This is a genomic window from Acinetobacter sp. XS-4 (genome assembly GCF_023920705.1).
In the GTDB taxonomy this organism is placed as follows: Bacteria; Pseudomonadota; Gammaproteobacteria; order Pseudomonadales; family Moraxellaceae; genus Acinetobacter.
On record NZ_CP094657.1, the window covers coordinates 3,170,219 to 3,190,872 of the forward strand.

Consider the following 20,654-nt stretch of genomic DNA (forward strand, 5'->3'; position numbering starts at 1 on the left):
CATGAAATTTGCATATTCTTCCAAAACGCTCTGCTGATTTTAGAGTTGGCCGGTTTTTTGCTTGAAAGAGAAATATTCTCCTCTTGCTTAAATTGATGACTTATGTGGCAAAAGCTTAAACGTAGTTTATTTTTACAGGTTCTTTGTGCTCTCTTTCTTGGAGTTGCAGTTGGGGCTGGTTTTCATGATTTCTCTCTATCTTTAAAGCCTTTGGGTGATGGTTTTATTTCTTTAATTAAAATGCTGATTGCACCCATTGTTTTTTGTGTAGTTGTGCTCGGTATTTATGGTGCAAATGACATCAAAAAAATGGGCAAAGTCGGTGCAAAAACCATTCTCTATTTTGAAGTAGTCACCAGTATTGCTTTAGTTTTAGGCATTATCATTGCCTATGTATTTAAACCGGGTGTCGGCATGAATATCGATATCAGCCATTTAGATGCAAAAGATTTAAGCACCTATACCGAACGCGCCCATGAAATGAACACTGGTTCGGAATTTCTACTCAATATTATTCCGAAAACATTTACGGCTGCTTTTGCAAACGGCGATATTTTACAAGTTTTATTAATCGCTATTTTATTTGGTGTATCCCTACTTTTAATTCCTAAACATTTGGCAGAGCTAGTACGTCAGGCCCTTGAAGCTTTTTCTGAAGTCTTCTTTAAAATTATGGGCCTGATTATTCGTTTAGCACCTATTGGTGTGTTCGGATCAGTAGCCTATACCACCGCCAAATTTGGTTTAGATTCACTTCTACAATTGGGCTATTTGGTTCTACTGTTTTATGCGACCTGCATTTTATTTGTTGTTGTTGTCTTAGGTTCAATTTTAAAACTTGCCGGTCTCAACATCTTCAAATTTGTGGCTTATTTTAAAGATGAGTTAGCGATTGTTTTGGGTACAGCATCTTCTGACTCTGTTTTACCCCAAATTATGAAAAAACTCAGAAATCTGGGAATCAAGGATTCAACGGTAGGTCTGGTCATTCCTACGGGTTATTCTTTTAACTTAGATGGGTTTTCAATTTACTTAACTTTAGGGGTGATCTTTATTGCGCAAGCCTGCAATATTGATCTATCTACACATGACTTGCTGGCTATTTTGCTGGTTTCACTCATCACCTCTAAAGGCGCACACGGTATTCCCGGCTCAGCCTTAGTTATTCTTGCAGCAACACTTTCAGTTATTCCAAGCCTCCCTGCTATTGGCTTAGTACTTCTATTGTCTGTAGATTGGTTTATTGGAATTATTCGTGCCTGCACTAACCTCATCGGTAACTGTGTTGCGGCTGTAGTCATTGCTCACTGGGAAAAAGATATTGACCATGCTCAAGCCAAAGCAGTGTTAGATACAAAACCTTAAATCTGCGTTAGAGAACATTAAATCGTTTTTCGTTTAATGTTCTCTATTCTTTAAGCTGACAAGCAAGTAATGCCGTTTCAAAAGCCAACCAATCGTGATTATGTTCACTAATAATTTCAATGCGGTTATCAATGCCCTCTTCACCAGACTTATAGTTAAACTGATCAGGATTAAAGTTAAAAACTTTCCAACCTTGATCTGTATTAAAAATTCCCTTAATTCGAAGCCAGTCTTGCTGCGCGCATAATAAATCTAGCAAATTATAAAAATCGAATTTCCAGCGCTTAGGTAATTTCCAACCTGCCACAATATAACCCTGTGCCGACTCGACATAATGATAAGGTAATTGCTGAATTTCCTTCTTAACCTCGGTTTCAGTCATTTGTTTTTGAAGTTTAAGTAAAGGCTGTATCGATCGCTCAGTTAAACGAGCAGCCACATCGATGTTATTTAACGCTAACTGACCATTTTCAGTTTTAATCCATTCTTGTTGATAAGGCTGGTATTCTTCTTTTAATAACTCAAGTGCCTGATCATCTTCAAAAGTCATCACATCCGTATGTGACACCACCACAATCTGGGCAGCTTTTAACTGATCTTCATAAAGGTTTTGTTTAACCCAGTTTATATCGTGCAAACGGCTACCATCAACAACAGTAATTAATGCTCGCATGGCTAAACTACTTTGCCAATGCAGTTCAGTCAGTTGGTCAAATAATTGAGAAGGATGCCCAAGTCCAGTCGGTTCAATAAAGAGTCGGTCTGGCTTTTGTTCACTCAATAGACGAGCTAAAGCAATATGCATAGGCAATTGACTGCTACAACACAAGCAACCACCTAATAATTCTTTGACGGCATATCCTTCATCTTGAGGTAGAAGTTGTTGGTCTACTCCAATTTGCCCAAACTCATTCATTAATACAGCCCAAACTTCATCTTTAGGTTTCTGACTTAATAAATGCTGTAATAATGTGGTTTTTCCTGCCCCTAAAAAACCTGAAATAATATGGGTAGGAACAGTTTTCTGGGCAATAAATTTCACAAGCAGCTCAAATCAACAAGGTTTAAAAAACTAAGAAAGGTATATCACTGTTTAAGTACCATGAAAATGATTTTTCACTTTGAAGATATACTTTTCAATTATCGGGCCAAAACACGAAATATGTGACATAAATCTCACCAATTATCTAATTTAACTTTTAATATTTATATTTCAAACGGAATATTCTATTTATACGTATTCACAATTCATGCCAGAGTGTTCGCTTTACGTAACATGATTGGTTTTTTTTCATTCGATAAGAAATATTTTTACACATTTTAAGGTGTAATTAAGCCCTTTAACTTTACAGATTCCGCACATAAACGGCCCGTATATTTCATATTGTTAAGATAGGCGTAATAGATTGTTAAGTTAATTGATGTAATCCAAACCTCGGCTTAGCATGTGTCCTAGCTTAGTCATTCAGCCATGCACGTTTCATGTAGGTATGAACGATTAGGTTTGATTTATTTTTTTTAATGAATTTAAGGATGCCATAAAATGAAATTAGCTAAGACTCTACTTGCAACTACTTTAGCTTTAACTGCTGCTTCAACTTTTGCTGCTTCTAAACATGAACAAGCGCATAGCACTGCTGGTGAAGAAAAAGTTGTTGTTTCAACTCAAGAACAAGCAAACACTGCAAATGCTGCATCTGATGCTGTAGGTTCTGCTTCTGAAGCTGCTCCTGCAACTCGTTAATTCTCTCAGCACTCTCCTCCAAGCTCAGAGATAATTTTACTGAAATGAAATATGGACGCTGAATTTTAGTAAAGAAGAAAAAGGATCGAACCATGCTGCGGTTCGATCCTTTTTTTTAAGAAGATTTTTTATACATACTGCAAGATGGGTTGTGATTTTCCTGTAGGCGTAAACCCTTACGGTGCTCGGCTGCTTCAAAGCGGCAACGTTTCCACTCAGTATTTAGATTTAATTGAGGCACTTCACATGGCTTGCTCTGCTCATCAACAGCAACCATAGTGAAATAACAGCTATTGGTATGACGCACTGAACGCTTCTGGATATTTTGGGCTTCAACACGTATTCCTACTTCCATTGAAGTACGGCCTACATGGTTAACACTTGCCAAGAAGGTTACCAGCTCACCTACATAAATAGGTTCTTTAAAATTTACCTTATCTACAGATAAAGTCACCACGTAGCCACCCGAATAACGACTTGCGCAAGCGTAAGCGACTTGGTCTAGTAGTTTTAGAATCGTACCACCATGAACATTACCTGAAAAATTTGCCATATCAGGCGTCATCAAAACTGACATCGTCAATTCAGACTGATCATCAGTTGCTGTGGTTATTTCATCTAATGTAGGCATAGCTCAACTCTGTGTCTTAAAACAAGCTCAGACAATATTATGGTTGATAATTCACAAAAAAAACATGATTAAATCCACAACATAGCATTGTATTTTTTAATATCTTTGATTGTTTTTTAAAATCTAACTTTTTAAGACATTATTTTTAAAGTTATTTTTTAAAGCTATTTTATTTATCTTAGAGCTTTTTAGAAGATGCTATGCCATTTTATTCCACACTTAATGGCATAGCTGGATTTTATAAGTCACTCGCTATACTTTAGTAATAACGCCTGTCACACCATTAATAATCATATCAATGGCGATCGTTCCAATTAATAAAGCAGATAAACGCCCGACAATATCAAAATAACGGTCAATATGTTTAGCATGCTTATAGCGTAAATGGTCATGTGAAAATTTCATCAAGATCAAAATACTACAGGTTAAAAACAGCGTGAAGCCAATCACTAACGCTGCCTCACCAATTGACATTTCAATTCCTGTAACCACAGCAGCACTAATAGTTCCCGGACCAATCATAAATGGCATAGCGATGGTGCCAGCCAGATGTTCTGGCGCTCCACGCATTTCACCAATCGTATCGGCTCCCTGAAAAACATAGCGATAGCCAATAACCAAAAAGATAAGGCCTCCAAAAATCTGGAAGGCTTCAAAACGTACATTCAGATATTTACTAAAAATTGCTTCGCCGCCCCATGCAAATAGCATGAACACGACAAAAGCAATCAAGCTTCCCTGAATCAGTGCTTTATTAAACACTTTTGTTTCTGAATGGCGGATCAGGCCAATCATATAAATGCTCATTAGAAATGGGTTGAGCAAAGAGAAAAATAAAGCAAAAGAATGTAGATAAGGAGAAGCCATGCATTGTCCTCTTAAGCTTGTGGATCTGGGAACAACGGACGATTCCCTGGGCTAATACGATTAATATGTAAGAACGTCATATGTCTTTCATATTTATCTAAAATGTCATTAATAACCTGTTCTTTACCGTAACCAACTAAGTCATTATCTTGAGAACCATCATAAAGATAGGTTTCAAGTCGGTAATAGAACTGTTTACCCCGTTTCACACGCTGGCTAAAGTTAGGCGCGCTATAACGTACAGGCCAAATCTGATAAACAAAGTTTTGTTCTTCTTCCAAATGAATAGTGAAATCCAGATGGTAAAGCGTTTCTTCATCTTCAAGAGGTGTTTGCTGCACATCCACATTCATACCCTGCTTAATAAGCTCACCAGCAACGGCCTGAACAGCCGGTAGACAAACTGTATCTAACATGCGTTGGGTTTCAGTGGTTCCCGGATGATGCATGACTCGAGTTAAACGCTGCTTCCAATTCAGAATATCAACGTTCCCTACTACTGGAGCTGCATTCATACTTCGACTGGCCTGTCGGTAATCCTCAAGCCTTAGCGATTTATAAAGCCCGGCCATCACAAGGAACATCACGAAACTAAAAGGTAGTCCCATAATAATGGTCGCGTTTTGCAAAGCGGTAATTCCGTTGCTCATGAGCATGGCGAGCGTTAATAAACCAATCGCCACGGCCCAAAATACGCTTAACCAACGAGGAGCATCATTATCGATATTAGTAAGTTTAGTCGTGAAGTTACCTAAAACCAGCGCTCCCGAATCGGCAGAAGTCACATAAAACAAAAGCCCTGTTACGGTGGCAATTGAAGCGATAAAGGTAAAGCCCGGATATTGTGCTAACAGGTCATAAAAACCATGGGCTGGATTTGCCAAAACCGTAGCCGCTAAAGTTTGGTTACCTTCAAAAATAACGCTGTGCAATGCACTATTACCAAAAATGGATAACCAAGTGAGTGTAAATAGAAGTGGAATAATTAAGGTACCGCACACAAACTCACGAATGGTACGCCCTCTTGAAATACGTGCCAGAAAGAGTCCTACAAATGGAGACCAAGCAATCCACCACGCCCAGAAGAAGAAAGTCCAACTACTCATCCATTCTTTAGGTTGTTCAAAAGCAAAACTTTGTAATGCTAAAGCAGGGAAACGAGTTAAATAGTCACCAATATTTTGAACAAGGGCATTGAGTAAAAACTCAGTATTTCCTAAGAATAAAATAAACAGCAACAACCCGACCGAAACATAAATATTGATTTCAGATAAAATCCGTAGGCCTTTATTGACCCCAGATGTCACCGAAATAACACTAATACCGACTGCGACAGCAATCAGGATAAATTGCATCCAGATATTTTCTGGTAATCCCAATAGCACATGTAGGCCATAATTCAGCTGTACCACTCCAATCCCGCAGGTCGTCGCAATACCAAAAATTGTCCCAATGACGGCAGCCGTATCAACACTATGTCCAATTGCCCCATTAATTCTGTTCCCGAAAATTGGGTAAAGTGCAGAACGAATGGTGAGTGGCAAATTATAACGATAACTAAAGTATCCCAATGACATACCAATCAAGGCATACATACACCAACCGGTTAAGCCATAGTGGAATAAAGTCCAAACCATACTCTGGCGTGCTGCTTCATAGGTCTGACCAGCTCCGACTGGAGGTTGCATATAATGAGATAATGGTTCAGCAACCGAAAAGAACATCAGATCGATACCGATACCAGCCGAAAACAGCATTGCAGACCAACTGAGTAAACTAAACTCAGGTTTTGAATGCTTAGGCCCTAATTTAATACTGCCGTATCTTGAACAGGCAATAAAAATCACGAAAACCATATATAACGTTGCGGCAAGTAGATAATACCAACCAAAGGTTGAAGTTACCCATTGAAGTACGGTGTTCATGACTCTATTTGCAAAATCATTGAACAAAAACGTGACGAGAGAAAAAATTAAAATAAGTACAGCTGAAAAATAAAAAACCACACGGTTGAGCGGGTCTTTTTTAGATTTAGATAATGTTAAATCATCAACTGCTCTTGGATTATCTGTTGCCATACAATCCTCAAGGAATAGAAATAAAAACAAAATATTTAATTTCGTCTTTTCACTCTTATTTAAAACAATGAAAAGACGACTTTAAACGCAAAAATAATATATAGATGTGATCGGTTAAGGTTATAAAACCTCAGTCACTTTATTCTGGTCACAATTCGACGGAACCGAAATGTCTTTTGAAACAGCTAACTGTTTTTTCACTAATTGAGGGTCAAAATCATCTTGCTTTAACGCTTTGGCTAAGCCAAACATATAAAGCAAAATAATGACTGAAAATGGTAAACCACATAACACCACAGCACTTTGCATGGAGTTAAAACTACCGGCTAAAAGCAAGCCAATACTTACAATGGTAATTACCACAGACCAAAAAACGCGTAACCAGATCGGTGAATCACTATCATTGGTGCCCCCTTTTGAGGACAAATTAGCGATCATTAGTGTACCAGAGCCAACTGGTGTCAAAAATAAAACGAAACAAATTACAACAACAATGCCAGCAACATAAGGATTAAACGGCAGATATTCGAGTAACTTAAATAAAGACAATGCCGGATCAGTTAAAACCATATCGCCCAAAACTTTCTGTTTCTGGTTCAAGATAAAGTAAATGGCAGTATTTCCAAAAACCGAGATCCAAGCCAGTGTAAAACCTAGTGGAATCAGGCATACACCTAATACAACCTCACGAATCGTACGTCCTTTTGAAATGCGCGCAATAAACATGCCGACAAAAGGCGCCCAAGCAATCCACCAAGCCCAATAAAATACGGTCCACGAACCTAGCCAGCCACTGGCTTTTTGATTGTATAAATACATATCAAAGCTTTTACCAACAAAATTACTTAGATAATCTCCCATGTTCTGCACAAGACCATTTAATAAATGGTTTGTAGGACCTGTTAGAAATACAAATAAAAGCAAGGCATACAGCAGACGTAAATTAATACGCGATAACCATGCCAAACCTTTTTCAATGCCAACCACTGTTGTGATCGTGGCAACACTCATCATGATGAGAACAGCGGCAATTAAGGTCACTGAGTTATTAGGAATTTGCGGAAGTAAATAACAAATGCCTGATACCAGCACCAATGCTCCGATTCCCAAGTTGGTGACCAAGGAAATAACCGTCGCTAAAATTCCAAAGCCATCGACGAAATCACCAATTAACCCGTGAACTCGTTCTCCAAAAATTGGGTAAAGCGCCGAACGCAAAGCTAGTGGTAAGTTTTGTCTGAAAGAAAAATAACCTAAAGTGACTCCGAGCAATGCATAGAGTACCCAGCCATGAATGCCCCAATGCAAAAAGCTATAAGTCATCGCATTACGGGCTGCCTGAATAGTTCCTGACTCACCTTCTGGTGGTCTTAAGAAATGGTCAACAGGTTCGGCGACACCATAATAAAGTAAGGCAATACCAATCCCTGCCGAGAACAGCATGGAAGTCCAAGCCAGATAACTAAACTCAGGTTTGTCGTCGTCTTTTCCTAGTGGAATCTGCCCTACTTTTGAAAAAGCGAGCCACGCGACAAAGCCCAAGCACAGCACAATAACCAGCATGTAATACCACCCAAAAAAGTGATTTACCTGCTCTTGTACATAGGTCAACCAAAACTGACTCTGTTCTGGAAACAACACAAAAAGTAGGCCGAAAATGCCAATACTGATGGCTGAACTCCAAAAGACAAAACGATTTAACCGAATATGGTCTGAAGAATCTTTATCACTTTTCAACACCATCTTATTGCTCCTTGCAATCGGTGTATTTTTCTCAAAATAACGTGATAAGTAATGTACTTATGCGCATCATCCTATTCTTAAGAATCTTTGATTTTAGCTCTTTATTTCTAGAGCTAATCTTCAAAAATTCATTGATTTTTACATATCATACTTGTTATTGATTGAACGTTCAATCAATAACAAGTATGATAAAAAAAGTGCTATGATGCTCTGCAAGTTAACATGCTGAATTTAAAGCACCGCTAAAAGTGCTGATGTGGAAAAACATGACAAAACGCAGAGTAAAACCAGAGCACGTGCGACGTGAAGAAATTATGAACGCTGCACTCGACGTAATTTATGAAGTGGGGTTATCCAATACCACCATTGCACAAATTGCAAAAAAAGCCGAGTTGTCGACCGGCATTGTCAGCCATTATTTTGGCGACAAACAAGGGTTGATAAATACCTGTATGCAAGAAATGCTGAATGTTCTGCGTCATAAAACTGAACAGTACAGAGCAGAAGCAGATTCACATCCAGAGAGCCAGATTAAGGCCATTATCGACTCGAACTTTGACATTAGTCAGGTTAATGAAAAAGCAATGCGGGTCTGGTTAGACTTTTGGTCAGCAAGTATGCATGTACCAGACTTAAGCCGCTTGCAAAAGATTAATGATCAACGCCTGTACTCTAACTTGAAGTTTTATTTCCTCAAGTTAATGAATGAACAACAGGCCAGTGTTGCCGCTAGAGGGTTGGCAGCATTGATTGATGGATTATGGTTACGAGGCAGTTTAAGCCGTCATAACGAATTTGACAGCAATCTTGCCCGTTCCATTGCTTACGATTATGTACAAACGCAAGTTCAATTTGCGAACAAGCCTTTGCAGGAGAGACAAAATGAGTGATGCACAAGTTCATCAACTGTATATCCATGGACGCTACGTTAACGCAACCAGTGGAAAAACATTTAATAGTATTAACCCTGCTAACGGCGAGACAATCGCGACTCTTCAACAGGCTTCTGAACAAGATATTGAAGCTGCTGTACAAAGTGCCCAACAAGGACAAAAAATCTGGGCTGCCATGACTGCCATGGAGCGTTCACGTATTTTGCGTCGTGCTGTCGACATTCTTCGTGAACGTAATGATGAGCTTGCCCGTCTTGAAACACTCGATACAGGTAAAGCTTTTAGTGAAACATCTACAGTCGACATTGTGACTGGTGCAGATGTACTCGAATATTACGCAGGACTTGCAACCGCCATTCAAGGTGAACAAGTTCCGCTTCGCGAATCAAGTTTCTTTTATACACGCCGTGAACCTTTAGGCGTAGTTGCTGGTATTGGCGCTTGGAACTATCCAATCCAAATTGCTCTATGGAAATCTGCCCCTGCCCTTGCTGCTGGTAACGCCATGATTTTCAAACCAAGTGAAACCACTCCACTTACTGCATTTAAACTTGCAGAAATCTATACAGAAGCAGGCGTTCCAGACGGCGTATTTAACGTGGTGCAAGGTGCTGGTCGTGAAATTGGTCAGTGGCTCACTGAACATCCTGTGATTGAAAAAATCTCATTCACTGGTGGTGTGGAAACTGGCAAAAAAGTTATGGCAAGCGCTGCTGGCTCTACACTTAAAGAAGTGACCATGGAACTTGGTGGTAAATCACCACTGATTATTTGTGAAGATGCCGACCTGAACCGTGCCGCAGATATTGCAGTCATGGCGAACTTCTTTAGCTCAGGTCAGGTATGTACCAACGGTACACGTGTATTCATTCCAAAATCACTTTTAGCTGACTTTGAAAAAGCAGTTGTAGAGCGTGTAAAACGTATTCGCATTGGCGACCCGATGGCTGAAGACACAAACTTTGGTCCACTCACCAGCTTCCCTCATATGGAAAAAGTGTTGTCTTTCATTGAGTCAGGCAAACAACAAGGCGCTAAAGTGTTAATTGGTGGTGGCCGCGCAACAGAAGGTGAACTTGCCAAGGGCGCTTATGTACTACCAACTGTATTTAGCGACTGCACCGACCAGATGGCCATTGTTCAAGAAGAAATTTTTGGACCAGTCATGAGCATTTTAAGCTATGAAACCGAAGAAGAAGTGATTCAACGTGCTAACGATACCACCTTTGGTTTAGCTGCTGGCGTTGTTACTCAAGACATTAGCCGCGCTCATCGCATTATTCACCAAATTGAAGCTGGTATTTGCTGGATTAACACGTGGGGCGAATCACCTGCCGAGATGCCAGTCGGTGGCTACAAACAATCTGGCGTGGGCCGTGAAAATGGCTTAACCACACTTGGGCACTATACCCGTATCAAATCTATTCAAGTTGAACTTGGCGATTATCAAAGCATTTTTTAATGCCTCAATTGCTCTAAACACGTCAACCTAAATCACATATGCCGAGCAGTCTTTATAGATTGCTCAGGCAAACTGTTAGTAAAAAAAGGATAGTTATGAATATTAAAGAATATGATTACATTATTATTGGCGCAGGATCTGCCGGAAATGTACTTGCTGCGCGTCTAACTGAAGACAAAGATACCACCGTTTTACTGCTAGAAGCAGGCGGCCCAGATTATCGCTTGGATTTCCGTACACAAATGCCAGCAGCTTTGGCCTACCCTCTTCAAGGTCGTCGCTACAACTGGGCTTATTTAACCGACCCAGAACCGCACATGAATAACCGCCGTATGGAATGTGGTCGTGGTAAAGGTTTGGGTGGCTCATCTTTAATTAATGGCATGTGCTATATCCGTGGTAACGCAATGGATCTAGAGCAATGGGCAACTCATAAAGGCCTTGAAAACTGGTCTTATGCCGACTGTTTGCCTTACTATAAAAAAGCCGAAACGCGTGACATTGGTGAAAATGACTACCATGGCGGCAATGGTCCTGTGTCCGTTGCTACACCTAAAAATGGTAACAATGTCTTGTTCCATGCCATGGTTGAAGCTGGTGTACAAGCAGGTTACCCACGTACTGATGACTTAAATGGTTACCAGCAAGAAGGTTTTGGTCCAATGGATCGCACGGTTACCCCAAAAGGTCGCCGCTCAAGCACTGCGCGTGGATATTTGGATATGGCAAAAGGTCGTCCAAACCTGACTATTTTGACTCACGCTACGACCAATAAAATCTTGTTTAATCAAAAACAAGCGATTGGTGTCGAATATATTATTGGTGCTGATAAAAACAACTTACAACGTGCCTTAGCTAAACGTGAAGTGTTGCTGTGTGCAGGTGCAATTGCTTCACCTCAGATTTTACAGCGCTCGGGTGTTGGTGAAAGCACTTTCTTAAAATCAATGGACATTGATATCGTTCATGATTTACCGGGTGTAGGTGAAAACCTGCAAGACCACTTAGAAATGTACTTGCAATATAAATGTAAGCAACCCGTTTCTTTATACCCTGCCTTGAAATGGTATAACCAACCTGCTATTGGTGCCGAGTGGTTGTTTAACGGTACAGGTATTGGTGCAAGCAACCAGTTTGAAGCGGGCGGATTTATCCGTAGTTCAGATGAATTCAAATGGCCAAACATTCAGTACCATTTCTTGCCAGTTGCCATTAACTACAATGGTAGTAATGCAGTGAAAGAACATGGTTTTCAGGCACACGTAGGTTCAATGCGTTCCCCTTCACGTGGTCGTATTAGACTTAAATCAAAAGATCCGTTTGAGCATCCAAGCATCTTGTTTAACTACATGTCGAGTGAGCAAGACTGGCGTGAGTTCCGTGATGCAATTCGTATTACCCGAGAAATCATGCAGCAACCTGCACTTGATCCATATCGCGGTGAAGAAATTAGTCCGGGTAAACATTTGCAAACCGATGCAGAGCTTGATGATTTTGTTCGTAACCATGCTGAAACCGCTTACCATCCGTCTTGTAGTTGTAAGATGGGTGAAGACGAGATGGCTGTAGTTGACGGTCAAGGCCGCGTACATGGAATGAATGGTTTACGTGTAGTTGATGCCTCAATTATGCCACTCATTATTACTGGTAACTTAAATGCAACCACCATTATGATTGCCGAGAAAATTGCAGACCAGATTCGTGGGCGTGAAGCACTACCACGTTCAACTGCACCATTCTATGTAGCTTCATAAAGTTTTAAAGGGCATATTTCTTATACAGAGATATGCCCTTAATTTAATCTTTATCGTCTAAATATTAATAAGAACTATGTATGACAGAAAATAAGCGCTTGCAAAGAGCTTATTTACATCAATATCACATGCAACAAAAATCATCTATGTTTATATATCTATATTCTTCAAATGATTTAACTTTAACCAAATAAAAATTATTAAATATATTTCAAATACTTAATTTCAAATAATGATTGAAAATTATCTTATTAAAGCTCATTTTGATCAAATATAAATCATATTTATGATTTTGATGAACCCCATTTATTATAAAAATTGTCTTGTCAATGCAAAATTAGTCTAAAATATAGAGTGTTTGCGATAATCCCAAGTAATTTTTATTTTTTTCGAAGTTCTCTAATTTTGAGAATTCAGTTTCGCATTTATATCCATTTTGTCTGGATACGCTGTCTAGGTTTCCTCACTCCTTAAGTGACTCAAATAACTTATTTTAAGGTCCCCCTTACATGAAAAAGTTTTTGAAATACCTTCTGGTATTAATCATTCTTATTCTAATTGCAGGTATTGTTTTCTTGTTTAGACCAACTGCGTCAAAACAAGTCGAAACTGCAAAAGATGAACCAGTTGTTGATGCTGTCCTTGTTGGCGGCGGCATCATGAGTGCCACTCTTGGTACTTATTTCACCGAGCTTGAACCAAACTGGCAAATTCGTATGTATGAACGTCTTGACCAAGTTGCTCAAGAAAGTTCAAACGGTTTTAACAATGCCGGAACAGGCCACTCTGGCTTTATGGAAATGAACTATACCGAAGAAAAAAACGGTAAGATGGAAATTGTCAAAGCTGAAAAAGTTGCTTCTCAATTTGAAGTAGCGAAACAGTTTTGGTCATATCAGGTAAAACAAGGCGTTTTAGCTGAACCTAAATCATTCATTAATCCAGTTCCGCACATTGCTTTCGTTTGGGGCGATAACGTTCAATTCTTAGAAAAACGTTATGCTGCCATGATTCAAAGCCCGCTGTTCAAAGGCATGAAATTTACTGAAGACCCAGCTGTGATTAAACAATGGGCGCCTTTAGTAATGAACGATCGTGACCCTAGTCAAAAAGTTGCAGCAACCCGTATGGATGTTGGCTCTGACGTAAACTATGGTTCTATCACTAAACAATTAGTGAATCGTTTAGACCAAAACCCGAATTTCAAATTACAGACTTCAACCGAAGTAACTGGCATCAGCCAAAATGATGACAAAACTTGGACTGTGTCTTTCAAAAATTTGAAAACTGGTAAAGTAGATCACGTTAAAACACGTTTTGTATTTATCGGTGCAGGTGGTGCAGCAGTTAAATTATTGCAACTTACTGGTTTACCAGAAGCTAAACAATATGCTGGCTTCCCTGTAGGTGGCGAGTTCTTAATTACTGATAACCCAGCAATTACAGCAGAGCACACAGCGAAAGTTTATGGCCGTGCTGAACTCGGTGCTCCTCCAATGTCTGTACCACATATTGATACACGTTATATCGACGGTAAAAAATATGTATTGTTTGGACCATTTGCAACGTATTCAAACAAGTTCCTGAAAAATGGTTCTCAGCTTGATTTACTTGCATCAACCAACAAAAACAACGTTTTACCAATGACCACTGTTGGTCTGGAAAACCTTGATCTTGTTAAATACTTGGTAAGCCAAGTAATGATGTCAGACCAAGACCGTCTAAATGAACTTCGTAAATACTACCCAGATGCGAAAGCTGAAGACTGGCGTTTAAGCCAAGGTGGTCAACGTGTTCAGATCATCAAAAAAGAACCAGGTAAACCAGCAACGCTTCAATTCGGTACAGAAATCTTTGCGTCAAAAGATGGTGCTGTAACTGCATTGTTAGGTGCGTCTCCGGGTGCTTCGACTTCTCCATACATCATGCTTAACTTGCTTGAAAAAGCTTTCCCTCAACAAACTGAAGGTAAGTGGAATCAGAAGCTTCATGAAATTGTAGTGTCTTATAAACAAGACTTGAGCAAAGACCCTGTATTACTTGACAAAGTTCGTCAATACACAAGTTCTACGCTTGGCTTGAACTACACATCTCCGTTCAAAGCTGCAAACGATGAAACTGCTGCTGCCCCAGTTGCAAAAGCAAACTAAGTTTGACGATGTATAAGTAAAATATCAAAAGGATGAATTTCGATTCGTCCTTTTGTTTTTTAAGCCCTCACTTGAGATACTTAGATTCGCTATGACGCCTTTAAAATCAACACCTCACCTCTTATCATTTTGTTTTAAGCTCGTGCTTGTTTTGCTACTGGCTTATCTGTTGTTAAGCGGATTTTATATGTGGATGATTGGTGGTACAGCAATTTATATCAGCTCCGCGATGTTACTTACTATAACTGCTTATGCATTTAAGCTCGGCAAATATCAAAAACTATGTTCTGTTTTAAATGTGCTCATGAGTGCAGCTGCGTTATATTTCAGTGCCGCCCATTTATTTTTCTCTCCTATTCAATCCTTGATATTTTTACCTGCGCTGTTTTTTATTCTATTAGCATTCACGCCACCAGATAAAACTCGCAACGTATATAAAATTTTAATATTCATCAGTTTATTGATTTGGTCAGGCATACACTTTACCCAGCTTGAGCAACTTCAAGCCTATTATCAAACCCAGCACACAGGTGAAAGCTGGCAACAATTTGGCGCGTTATAAGATCATTTTTTATTCTATATTTCCAAATAAATACACACTCTTTTTCACATGAAGTTCATCAGTAAAACTGAACATCATCTACAGAAATCCTTTTAAGAAAAAATATTCATAACAATCTAATTTATTTAGAAATATATCGAGCATATTCGCGATTGAACACGACTCATCTACACGCTAGATTACACAAATATTTTTTCTCCCTTTATGTTGTAATTTATGAAGATTTTAGATGGTGGTTTAGGCCGTGAATTGGCCCGTCGTGGCGCTCCGTTTCGTCAACCAGAGTGGTCTGCTCTCGCACTGATTGAAGCACCAGAAACAGTAAAAGAAGTACATCTCGATTTTATTAACGCTGGTTCAGAAGTTATTACGACGAACAACTACGCTGTTGTGCCTTTTCATATTGGACAAGAACGCTTTGAAACTGACGGCGTGCGTTTAATTCAAGTTGCCATCGAACAAGCAAAAAATGCAGTTAAAGAAAGTGGCAAAAATGTCAAAATCGCAGGGTGCTTACCACCATTATTTGGTTCTTACCGTGCAGACTTATTCCAACCTGAACAGGCTAAAAACCTTGCTGAGCCAATCATTAATACATTGGCACCAGAGGTTGATTTCTGGCTCGCTGAAACTCAATCGTGCTTAAAAGAAGTCGAAACAGTTCATGCGCTATTACCAAAAGATGGTAAAGACTATTGGGTGTCATTCACGCTGCAAGACGAAATCAAACATGAACAAGCGCTACTTCGCTCAGGCGAAAATATGCAACAAGTGGCTAATTTCATCAAACAATCAAATGCCAAAGCAGTGTTGTTTAACTGCTGCCAACCTGAAGTGATCTTGCAAGCAATTAATGAAATTAAAGGACTCATTCCAGAGTCTGTACAAATTGGCGCCTATGCCAATGCTTTCCCACCGCAAGATGAAAGTGCTACTGCCAACGATGGTCTGGATGAAATTCGTAAAGACTTAGATGCTCCAGCTTATCTTGGTTTTGCTAAACAGTGGCAACAAGCAGGTGCAAGTCTAGTCGGCGGCTGCTGTGGCATTGGCCCAGAACACATTGCTGAACTTTCTCAATTTTTTTAAAGAATAAATACCATGTCTGCTGCCAAAATTGGACTATTGTCTCTTACAGCGCTGGTCTTTAGTTCTATGGTGGGGTCAGGCGTATTTAGCCTTCCCCAAAATATGGCTCAAGTCGCTAACGGCTCTGCCCTTCTTGTTGCATGGCTCATTACTGGGGTCGGCATTATTTTCTTGGCGCTCACGCTATTACATTTAACACGTCAACGCCCAGATTTAGACGGTGGTATTTATAACTATGCACGGGAAGGCTTTGGCGACCTGATCGGGTTTTGCTCGGCTTGGGGCTATTGGTTATGTACCACCATTGGTATTGTCGGTTATGTCGTAATTGCCTTTTCAGGTGTCGGCATGTTTACCGATAGCAAAGACCATATTATTTTTGGTGAAGGTAATACCCTCTACTCTCTCATTGGCTCAAGCATTTTTGTATGGCTGGTGCACTGGTTAGTGAGTCGAGGCATTAAAGAAGCAGCTGTTGTGAATTTACTGGCGACTATTGCCAAAATCATTCCAATGGTGGTTTTTATCTTCTTTACTTTCATTGCTTTTAAGTTTGATTTGTTCAGACTCAACTTAAATGACTTTTCTTTAAAAGTGCCACTTTGGCAGCAAGTAAAAGACCTGATGCTAATTACACTTTGGGTATTTACCGGTATTGAAGGTGCTGTGGTTTTATCATCACGTGCAAAAAACCGTTATGACATTGGTAAAGCGACCATTTTAGGTGTGTTACTGGCGTTAAGTTTTTACGTCATGGTCACAGTATTGGCTTATGGTGTGGTGAGTCGTGAGGCCCTTGCTGGCATGCACAACCCATCAATGGCAACCATCTTGCAGCAACTGATCGGTTTACCGGGCACAATCGTTATTACTATCGGGCTTATTATTTCAGTTTCTTCGTCTTATTTAAGCTGGACATTATTCGCCACTGAAATTCCATATTTGGCTGCAAAAAATGGTGCATTTCCGAAATTATTTTTAAAGAATAATCAAAACAATGTACCCATTTCATCACTTTGGCTAACCACCATTGTGGTACAAGGTGCTTTGATTGCGGTGTATTTTTTCAATAAAAACTACACCCAACTTTTATTAATTTCATCGGTCATGATTTTGCTGCCTTATTTTCTGGTGTCGGCTTTTTATCTTAAGGAATCCATTCGCCATAAACGCACGCCGCATATTGCCATTGCAAGTGTTGCTTCCATTTATGCACTTTGGTTGCTCTATGCCGCGGGATTAGATTTATTACTTCTGTCTGTAGTGTTGTATTTGGTCGGCTTGATTATTTTTTCAATCAGCTATTTTGAGCATAAAAAATCGCTCAAACAAAATCAGCTTAATTAATCATTTCAACCACTGTTGAGTCATTTCAGCAGTGGTTTTCTGAAAATAAAATTTTCTATTTTGAAGGCTGTGACTGCTTTAAATGCAACCGTAAAATACGGCGTAATTCTAAAATCGCTTCTGGGGTAGTTTGAATTGAATGCCCGCCCTTAATCATCAGTTCCGACTGTTCACCACCTAAATGTGAACTTTGATAAGGTACAATTCCATCGCTGCTTTTTAACTTATCAGTCGTCCCATCAATATTGCCCATAATCGAATGATAGACCACATTGGACGAAGGCTGAATGGCTTGCGTAAGCTGCATAAAACTAGAAGAACGGCTTAAATTACTCGCCCCGTTTTCAATTAAACCTTTTCTGAGCTTTGTGTTTTTCTCATCTCTCATTTCGACCGCAATAAAGAAATCGGCTGGCAAACGAATAACACGGCGCGCAATTTGGGTAAACCATCGGTCAGCGTAGTCTGTGCCATGATGCGGTGCCGAAACAAAAATAACCCGCTTAAAATAAGGCAAAGCTTTGAACTGAAAGCGCTCTTGAATCACTGGATTTTCTTTTAAACGATTTAACTGCGCTTCATTCATTTTTTGCATGGCTAAATCTGAAACATCGGCATCACTTACCAAGAGGCGGCTAATCACTCCGCCCATACTATGCCCGACCAGCACTGCATCGTGTGCAGCGTAGCTATCTTTAGCAACATTTTGAAAAGCTTGATTCAACAATGAATAAATCTGAAAACGGCTTTCAAAAATCGGCATATTGGTTGAATAAAACACTTGCCAAACTTGATAATTATTTCTTAATTCGGCATCACCCATAATATCGTTGGTCAAACTTACCCACGCCTCTGGACTACTTGCCAAGCCATGAACAAATACAATGATTTTCTTATTAGGGTTAAAGGGTTCCAGCATATATAAATGCGGCATGATCAAATTGGTTTCTTTATTAATTAAAGACCAATAGCCTGCTGCACCTAAATTATATTTCGACAGCCAAAGTCCATAAGGTGCCGAATAGTTTGCAGTAAGCGGATAGTCCACACCTTCAACCTTTACACGGTCTTGTCGATATGGATCGAACATCGCAATTTCTAAATCTGCTCCAGCAATGACCTGATCTGCTGTGGCTTTTTGTTTTGGGTAAGCAATGGCAGTGACTGGAAAGAAGCGTGGTAAATGGATGTTGGGATTATTCTGATGAGCATAAAAAGCATCGGGGTCTAAAATGAAGCCGTGATTTACATCATTTTCTTTACGCCCGACAATAAATTCTGCCCCTAAACCATCCTTACGGTTAACGGTATTAAAGCCAGAAAAGTTCATGTTATAGCTTGAGCGAAAAGTATCGACTTCAATTTTTTGTACATCTACGGCATGGTCAAAATTGACGTGGTACTCATGCCCATCTGCTTTAAGCAGCGGTGGAAAACGATGCGTATTTAAATGATTAAAATACGTGGTCATTAACTTCGATAAGGCAACGTTATAAAAAATACGCACCTGATTTTGCCGATGGTCAAATACCCGATCGAATGGCGACTCTTCAGAGTCAAATAAATAGACATAACTATAGCGTAAGCTTTTATCAAACAACGCCAACTCTTGCTCAAGGCAACTGTTACTTTTATGAATGACATTACACTGGCTGCTACGCCCAACATCTAAAGCCTTGGCTAAATAGATTTCACTGAGCGCAGCATAGCGTTCTTCTCGGCTGCTATTTTCAGACAAGCTCTGAATTTTATTTAAACAATCATCAAAATTTTGCAGACAAGATTTTTCATTTTTTTTGACCAAATACAGTAAGTTTTGGGTTTGATGGCTTAAGGTGCCGTCGGTCAGAATACTTTCATTCTTACTTTTTAAAGCATTGCTTAAATTACTTTCTTTTAAATTAATGACCTGACAGCCACTGAGCAAAGCCATTATTGTTATGATTGAATAATGGTAAGACTTTGTCATTGTGCATTCCTTAATCGAATGTATTCCCCATCTGGTCATTATGCCTGTAAAGCAGTGAAGGAACAATTTCGCCTCAGCTTTCGGTTTCCTTTATTGCGAAAAAAAGCCTGAACTCATTTTAATTCAGGCTTTTTTTATTATTTTTTCTAATCAAGCTTGGTTAAACTTCTGCTGTGAAGCTAAATATGAGAAATAGAAAATTGGTAAGATAAACGGCGCTACACTCCAGAAGTCAAAATAGACATAGAGAATCGCTCCCAAGAAAGCACCAATTACAAACCCAATCACAATACTCGCGCTTTTCAGAAAACTTGCCCGATTGGCTGCATTATTGTTTTTAAGCAAGTTGGCAATATCAATACCAAGCTGCGTGGTGTTACCTGTCATCATGGTACTTGGGCTAATATTTTTAATTAGCGTTTTGCTGGAAGTATTACGAATAGCTAAAGCAATTAAACCCAACCCGCCTGTTACTGCAACTGTTAGCGCATCCGGATTTTTAAATGGCTCGAAGTAAAGCCCTGCCACCATAAAGGCACACAGGAAAATTGCTTCAAATAAAAATAAATAAGACAGTGTTTTGTGCTTGACCTGACTACGGTCAATTAACAGTTTGGTGATCACCACTGTCAAAATAAATAGCGGAATAGCAGCGAGCTTAATCCATATACCAGCCCCGCCTTTAACCCATGCAGCACCTGCCAACACTAAGTTTCCCGTAACATGAGCGGTAAAAAAACCAAACAGCGCAATAAAACCAATGGTATCAATTGCCCCACCCACCATGGTCAGTAAAACAGGATCTCGACATATCGCCCAGGTACTTTCTGTTTCTTTTTGAATTGGGGTATCTGCCATATAAAATATCCTGTTAAATTAGAGTTTTAAAACAAGTAAGTTGTATATAAATGATTTAAAAATGAATAATACTAAAGTGTTTATGAAAGCAAAAAACGATGTAAAAAAATAGAGTGCATAATGGCGTAACACTGTCTTTAAA

At 39.4% G+C, this 20,654-nt stretch carries 16 protein-coding genes; 9 read left to right on the forward strand and 7 right to left on the reverse strand.

What is annotated here, in order from left to right; translation table 11 throughout:
- Positions 1-102: 102 nt before the first annotated feature.
- Complete coding sequence (dctA, locus tag MMY79_RS14725; RefSeq protein ID WP_252609785.1) at positions 103-1,365, forward strand: C4-dicarboxylate transporter DctA; 1,263 nt, start codon at positions 103-105, stop codon at positions 1,363-1,365.
- A gap of 43 nt (positions 1,366-1,408) precedes the next feature.
- On the opposite strand, the gene MMY79_RS14730 is transcribed toward dctA, so the two are convergent.
- Positions 1,409-2,407: a GTP-binding protein gene (locus MMY79_RS14730; protein WP_252609790.1), complete on the reverse strand. Its 999-nt coding sequence runs from the start codon at positions 2,405-2,407 to the stop codon at positions 1,409-1,411.
- Positions 2,408-2,908: 501 nt separating this feature from the next.
- Between MMY79_RS14730 and MMY79_RS14735 the strand changes: the two genes are divergently transcribed.
- A complete protein-coding gene (locus tag MMY79_RS14735) occupies positions 2,909-3,109 on the forward strand; it encodes a hypothetical protein (RefSeq protein ID WP_016138977.1) in 201 nt (66 codons plus the stop codon).
- A gap of 115 nt (positions 3,110-3,224) precedes the next feature.
- On the opposite strand, the gene MMY79_RS14740 is transcribed toward MMY79_RS14735, so the two are convergent.
- The 4 genes from MMY79_RS14740 to MMY79_RS14755 all read right to left on the reverse strand — a co-directional run bounded on the left by MMY79_RS14740 (position 3,225) and on the right by MMY79_RS14755 (position 8,428).
- The gene (locus tag MMY79_RS14740) at positions 3,225-3,740 is read right to left on the reverse strand and encodes an acyl-CoA thioesterase (RefSeq protein WP_252609792.1); all 516 of its coding nucleotides are present in this window, start codon (positions 3,738-3,740) and stop codon (positions 3,225-3,227) included.
- 252 nt (positions 3,741-3,992) lie between these two features.
- Entirely contained in the window at positions 3,993-4,607 is a 615-nt protein-coding gene (locus MMY79_RS14745) for a MarC family protein (protein WP_252609794.1), read from the reverse strand.
- A gap of 11 nt (positions 4,608-4,618) precedes the next feature.
- A complete protein-coding gene (locus tag MMY79_RS14750; protein WP_252609796.1) occupies positions 4,619-6,685 on the reverse strand; it encodes a choline transporter in 2,067 nt (688 codons plus the stop codon).
- A gap of 120 nt (positions 6,686-6,805) precedes the next feature.
- Positions 6,806-8,428, reverse strand: a complete 1,623-nt coding sequence (locus MMY79_RS14755; protein WP_252609798.1) for a BCCT family transporter — start codon at positions 8,426-8,428, stop codon at positions 6,806-6,808.
- A gap of 266 nt (positions 8,429-8,694) precedes the next feature.
- Here MMY79_RS14755 and betI point away from each other — a divergent pair, with 266 nt between their 5' ends.
- The 7 genes from betI to MMY79_RS14790 all read left to right on the forward strand — a co-directional run bounded on the left by betI (position 8,695) and on the right by MMY79_RS14790 (position 17,685).
- On the forward strand, positions 8,695-9,318 hold the full coding sequence (gene betI / locus MMY79_RS14760) for a transcriptional regulator BetI (protein ID WP_003653164.1): 624 nt from the start codon (positions 8,695-8,697) through the stop codon (positions 9,316-9,318).
- Entirely contained in the window at positions 9,311-10,783 is a 1,473-nt protein-coding gene (gene betB / locus MMY79_RS14765; RefSeq protein ID WP_252609800.1) for a betaine-aldehyde dehydrogenase, read from the forward strand. Before betI ends, betB begins: the two co-directional genes overlap by 8 nt.
- A gap of 95 nt (positions 10,784-10,878) precedes the next feature.
- A complete protein-coding gene (betA, locus tag MMY79_RS14770) occupies positions 10,879-12,537 on the forward strand; it encodes a choline dehydrogenase (protein WP_252609805.1) in 1,659 nt (552 codons plus the stop codon).
- A 509-nt stretch (positions 12,538-13,046) separates the two neighbouring features.
- Entirely contained in the window at positions 13,047-14,687 is a 1,641-nt protein-coding gene (mqo, locus tag MMY79_RS14775; protein WP_252609806.1) for a malate dehydrogenase (quinone), read from the forward strand.
- A gap of 91 nt (positions 14,688-14,778) precedes the next feature.
- Positions 14,779-15,249: a hypothetical protein gene (locus MMY79_RS14780; protein WP_252609807.1), complete on the forward strand. Its 471-nt coding sequence runs from the start codon at positions 14,779-14,781 to the stop codon at positions 15,247-15,249.
- 216 nt (positions 15,250-15,465) lie between these two features.
- Positions 15,466-16,338 carry a homocysteine S-methyltransferase family protein gene (locus MMY79_RS14785; RefSeq protein WP_252609808.1) on the forward strand — a complete coding sequence of 291 codons (873 nt, stop codon included), beginning with the start codon at positions 15,466-15,468 and terminating at the stop codon, positions 16,336-16,338.
- A gap of 12 nt (positions 16,339-16,350) precedes the next feature.
- Positions 16,351-17,685 carry a basic amino acid/polyamine antiporter gene (locus MMY79_RS14790; RefSeq protein WP_252609810.1) on the forward strand — a complete coding sequence of 445 codons (1,335 nt, stop codon included), beginning with the start codon at positions 16,351-16,353 and terminating at the stop codon, positions 17,683-17,685.
- Between the two features lie 55 nt (positions 17,686-17,740).
- Here MMY79_RS14790 and MMY79_RS14795 read toward each other — a convergent pair whose 3' ends face one another.
- On the reverse strand, positions 17,741-19,654 hold the full coding sequence (locus MMY79_RS14795; protein WP_252609816.1) for an alpha/beta fold hydrolase: 1,914 nt from the start codon (positions 19,652-19,654) through the stop codon (positions 17,741-17,743).
- A 150-nt stretch (positions 19,655-19,804) separates the two neighbouring features.
- Positions 19,805-20,512, reverse strand: a complete 708-nt coding sequence (locus MMY79_RS14800) for a YoaK family protein (RefSeq protein WP_151766820.1) — start codon at positions 20,510-20,512, stop codon at positions 19,805-19,807.
- Positions 20,513-20,654 lie beyond the last annotated feature (142 nt).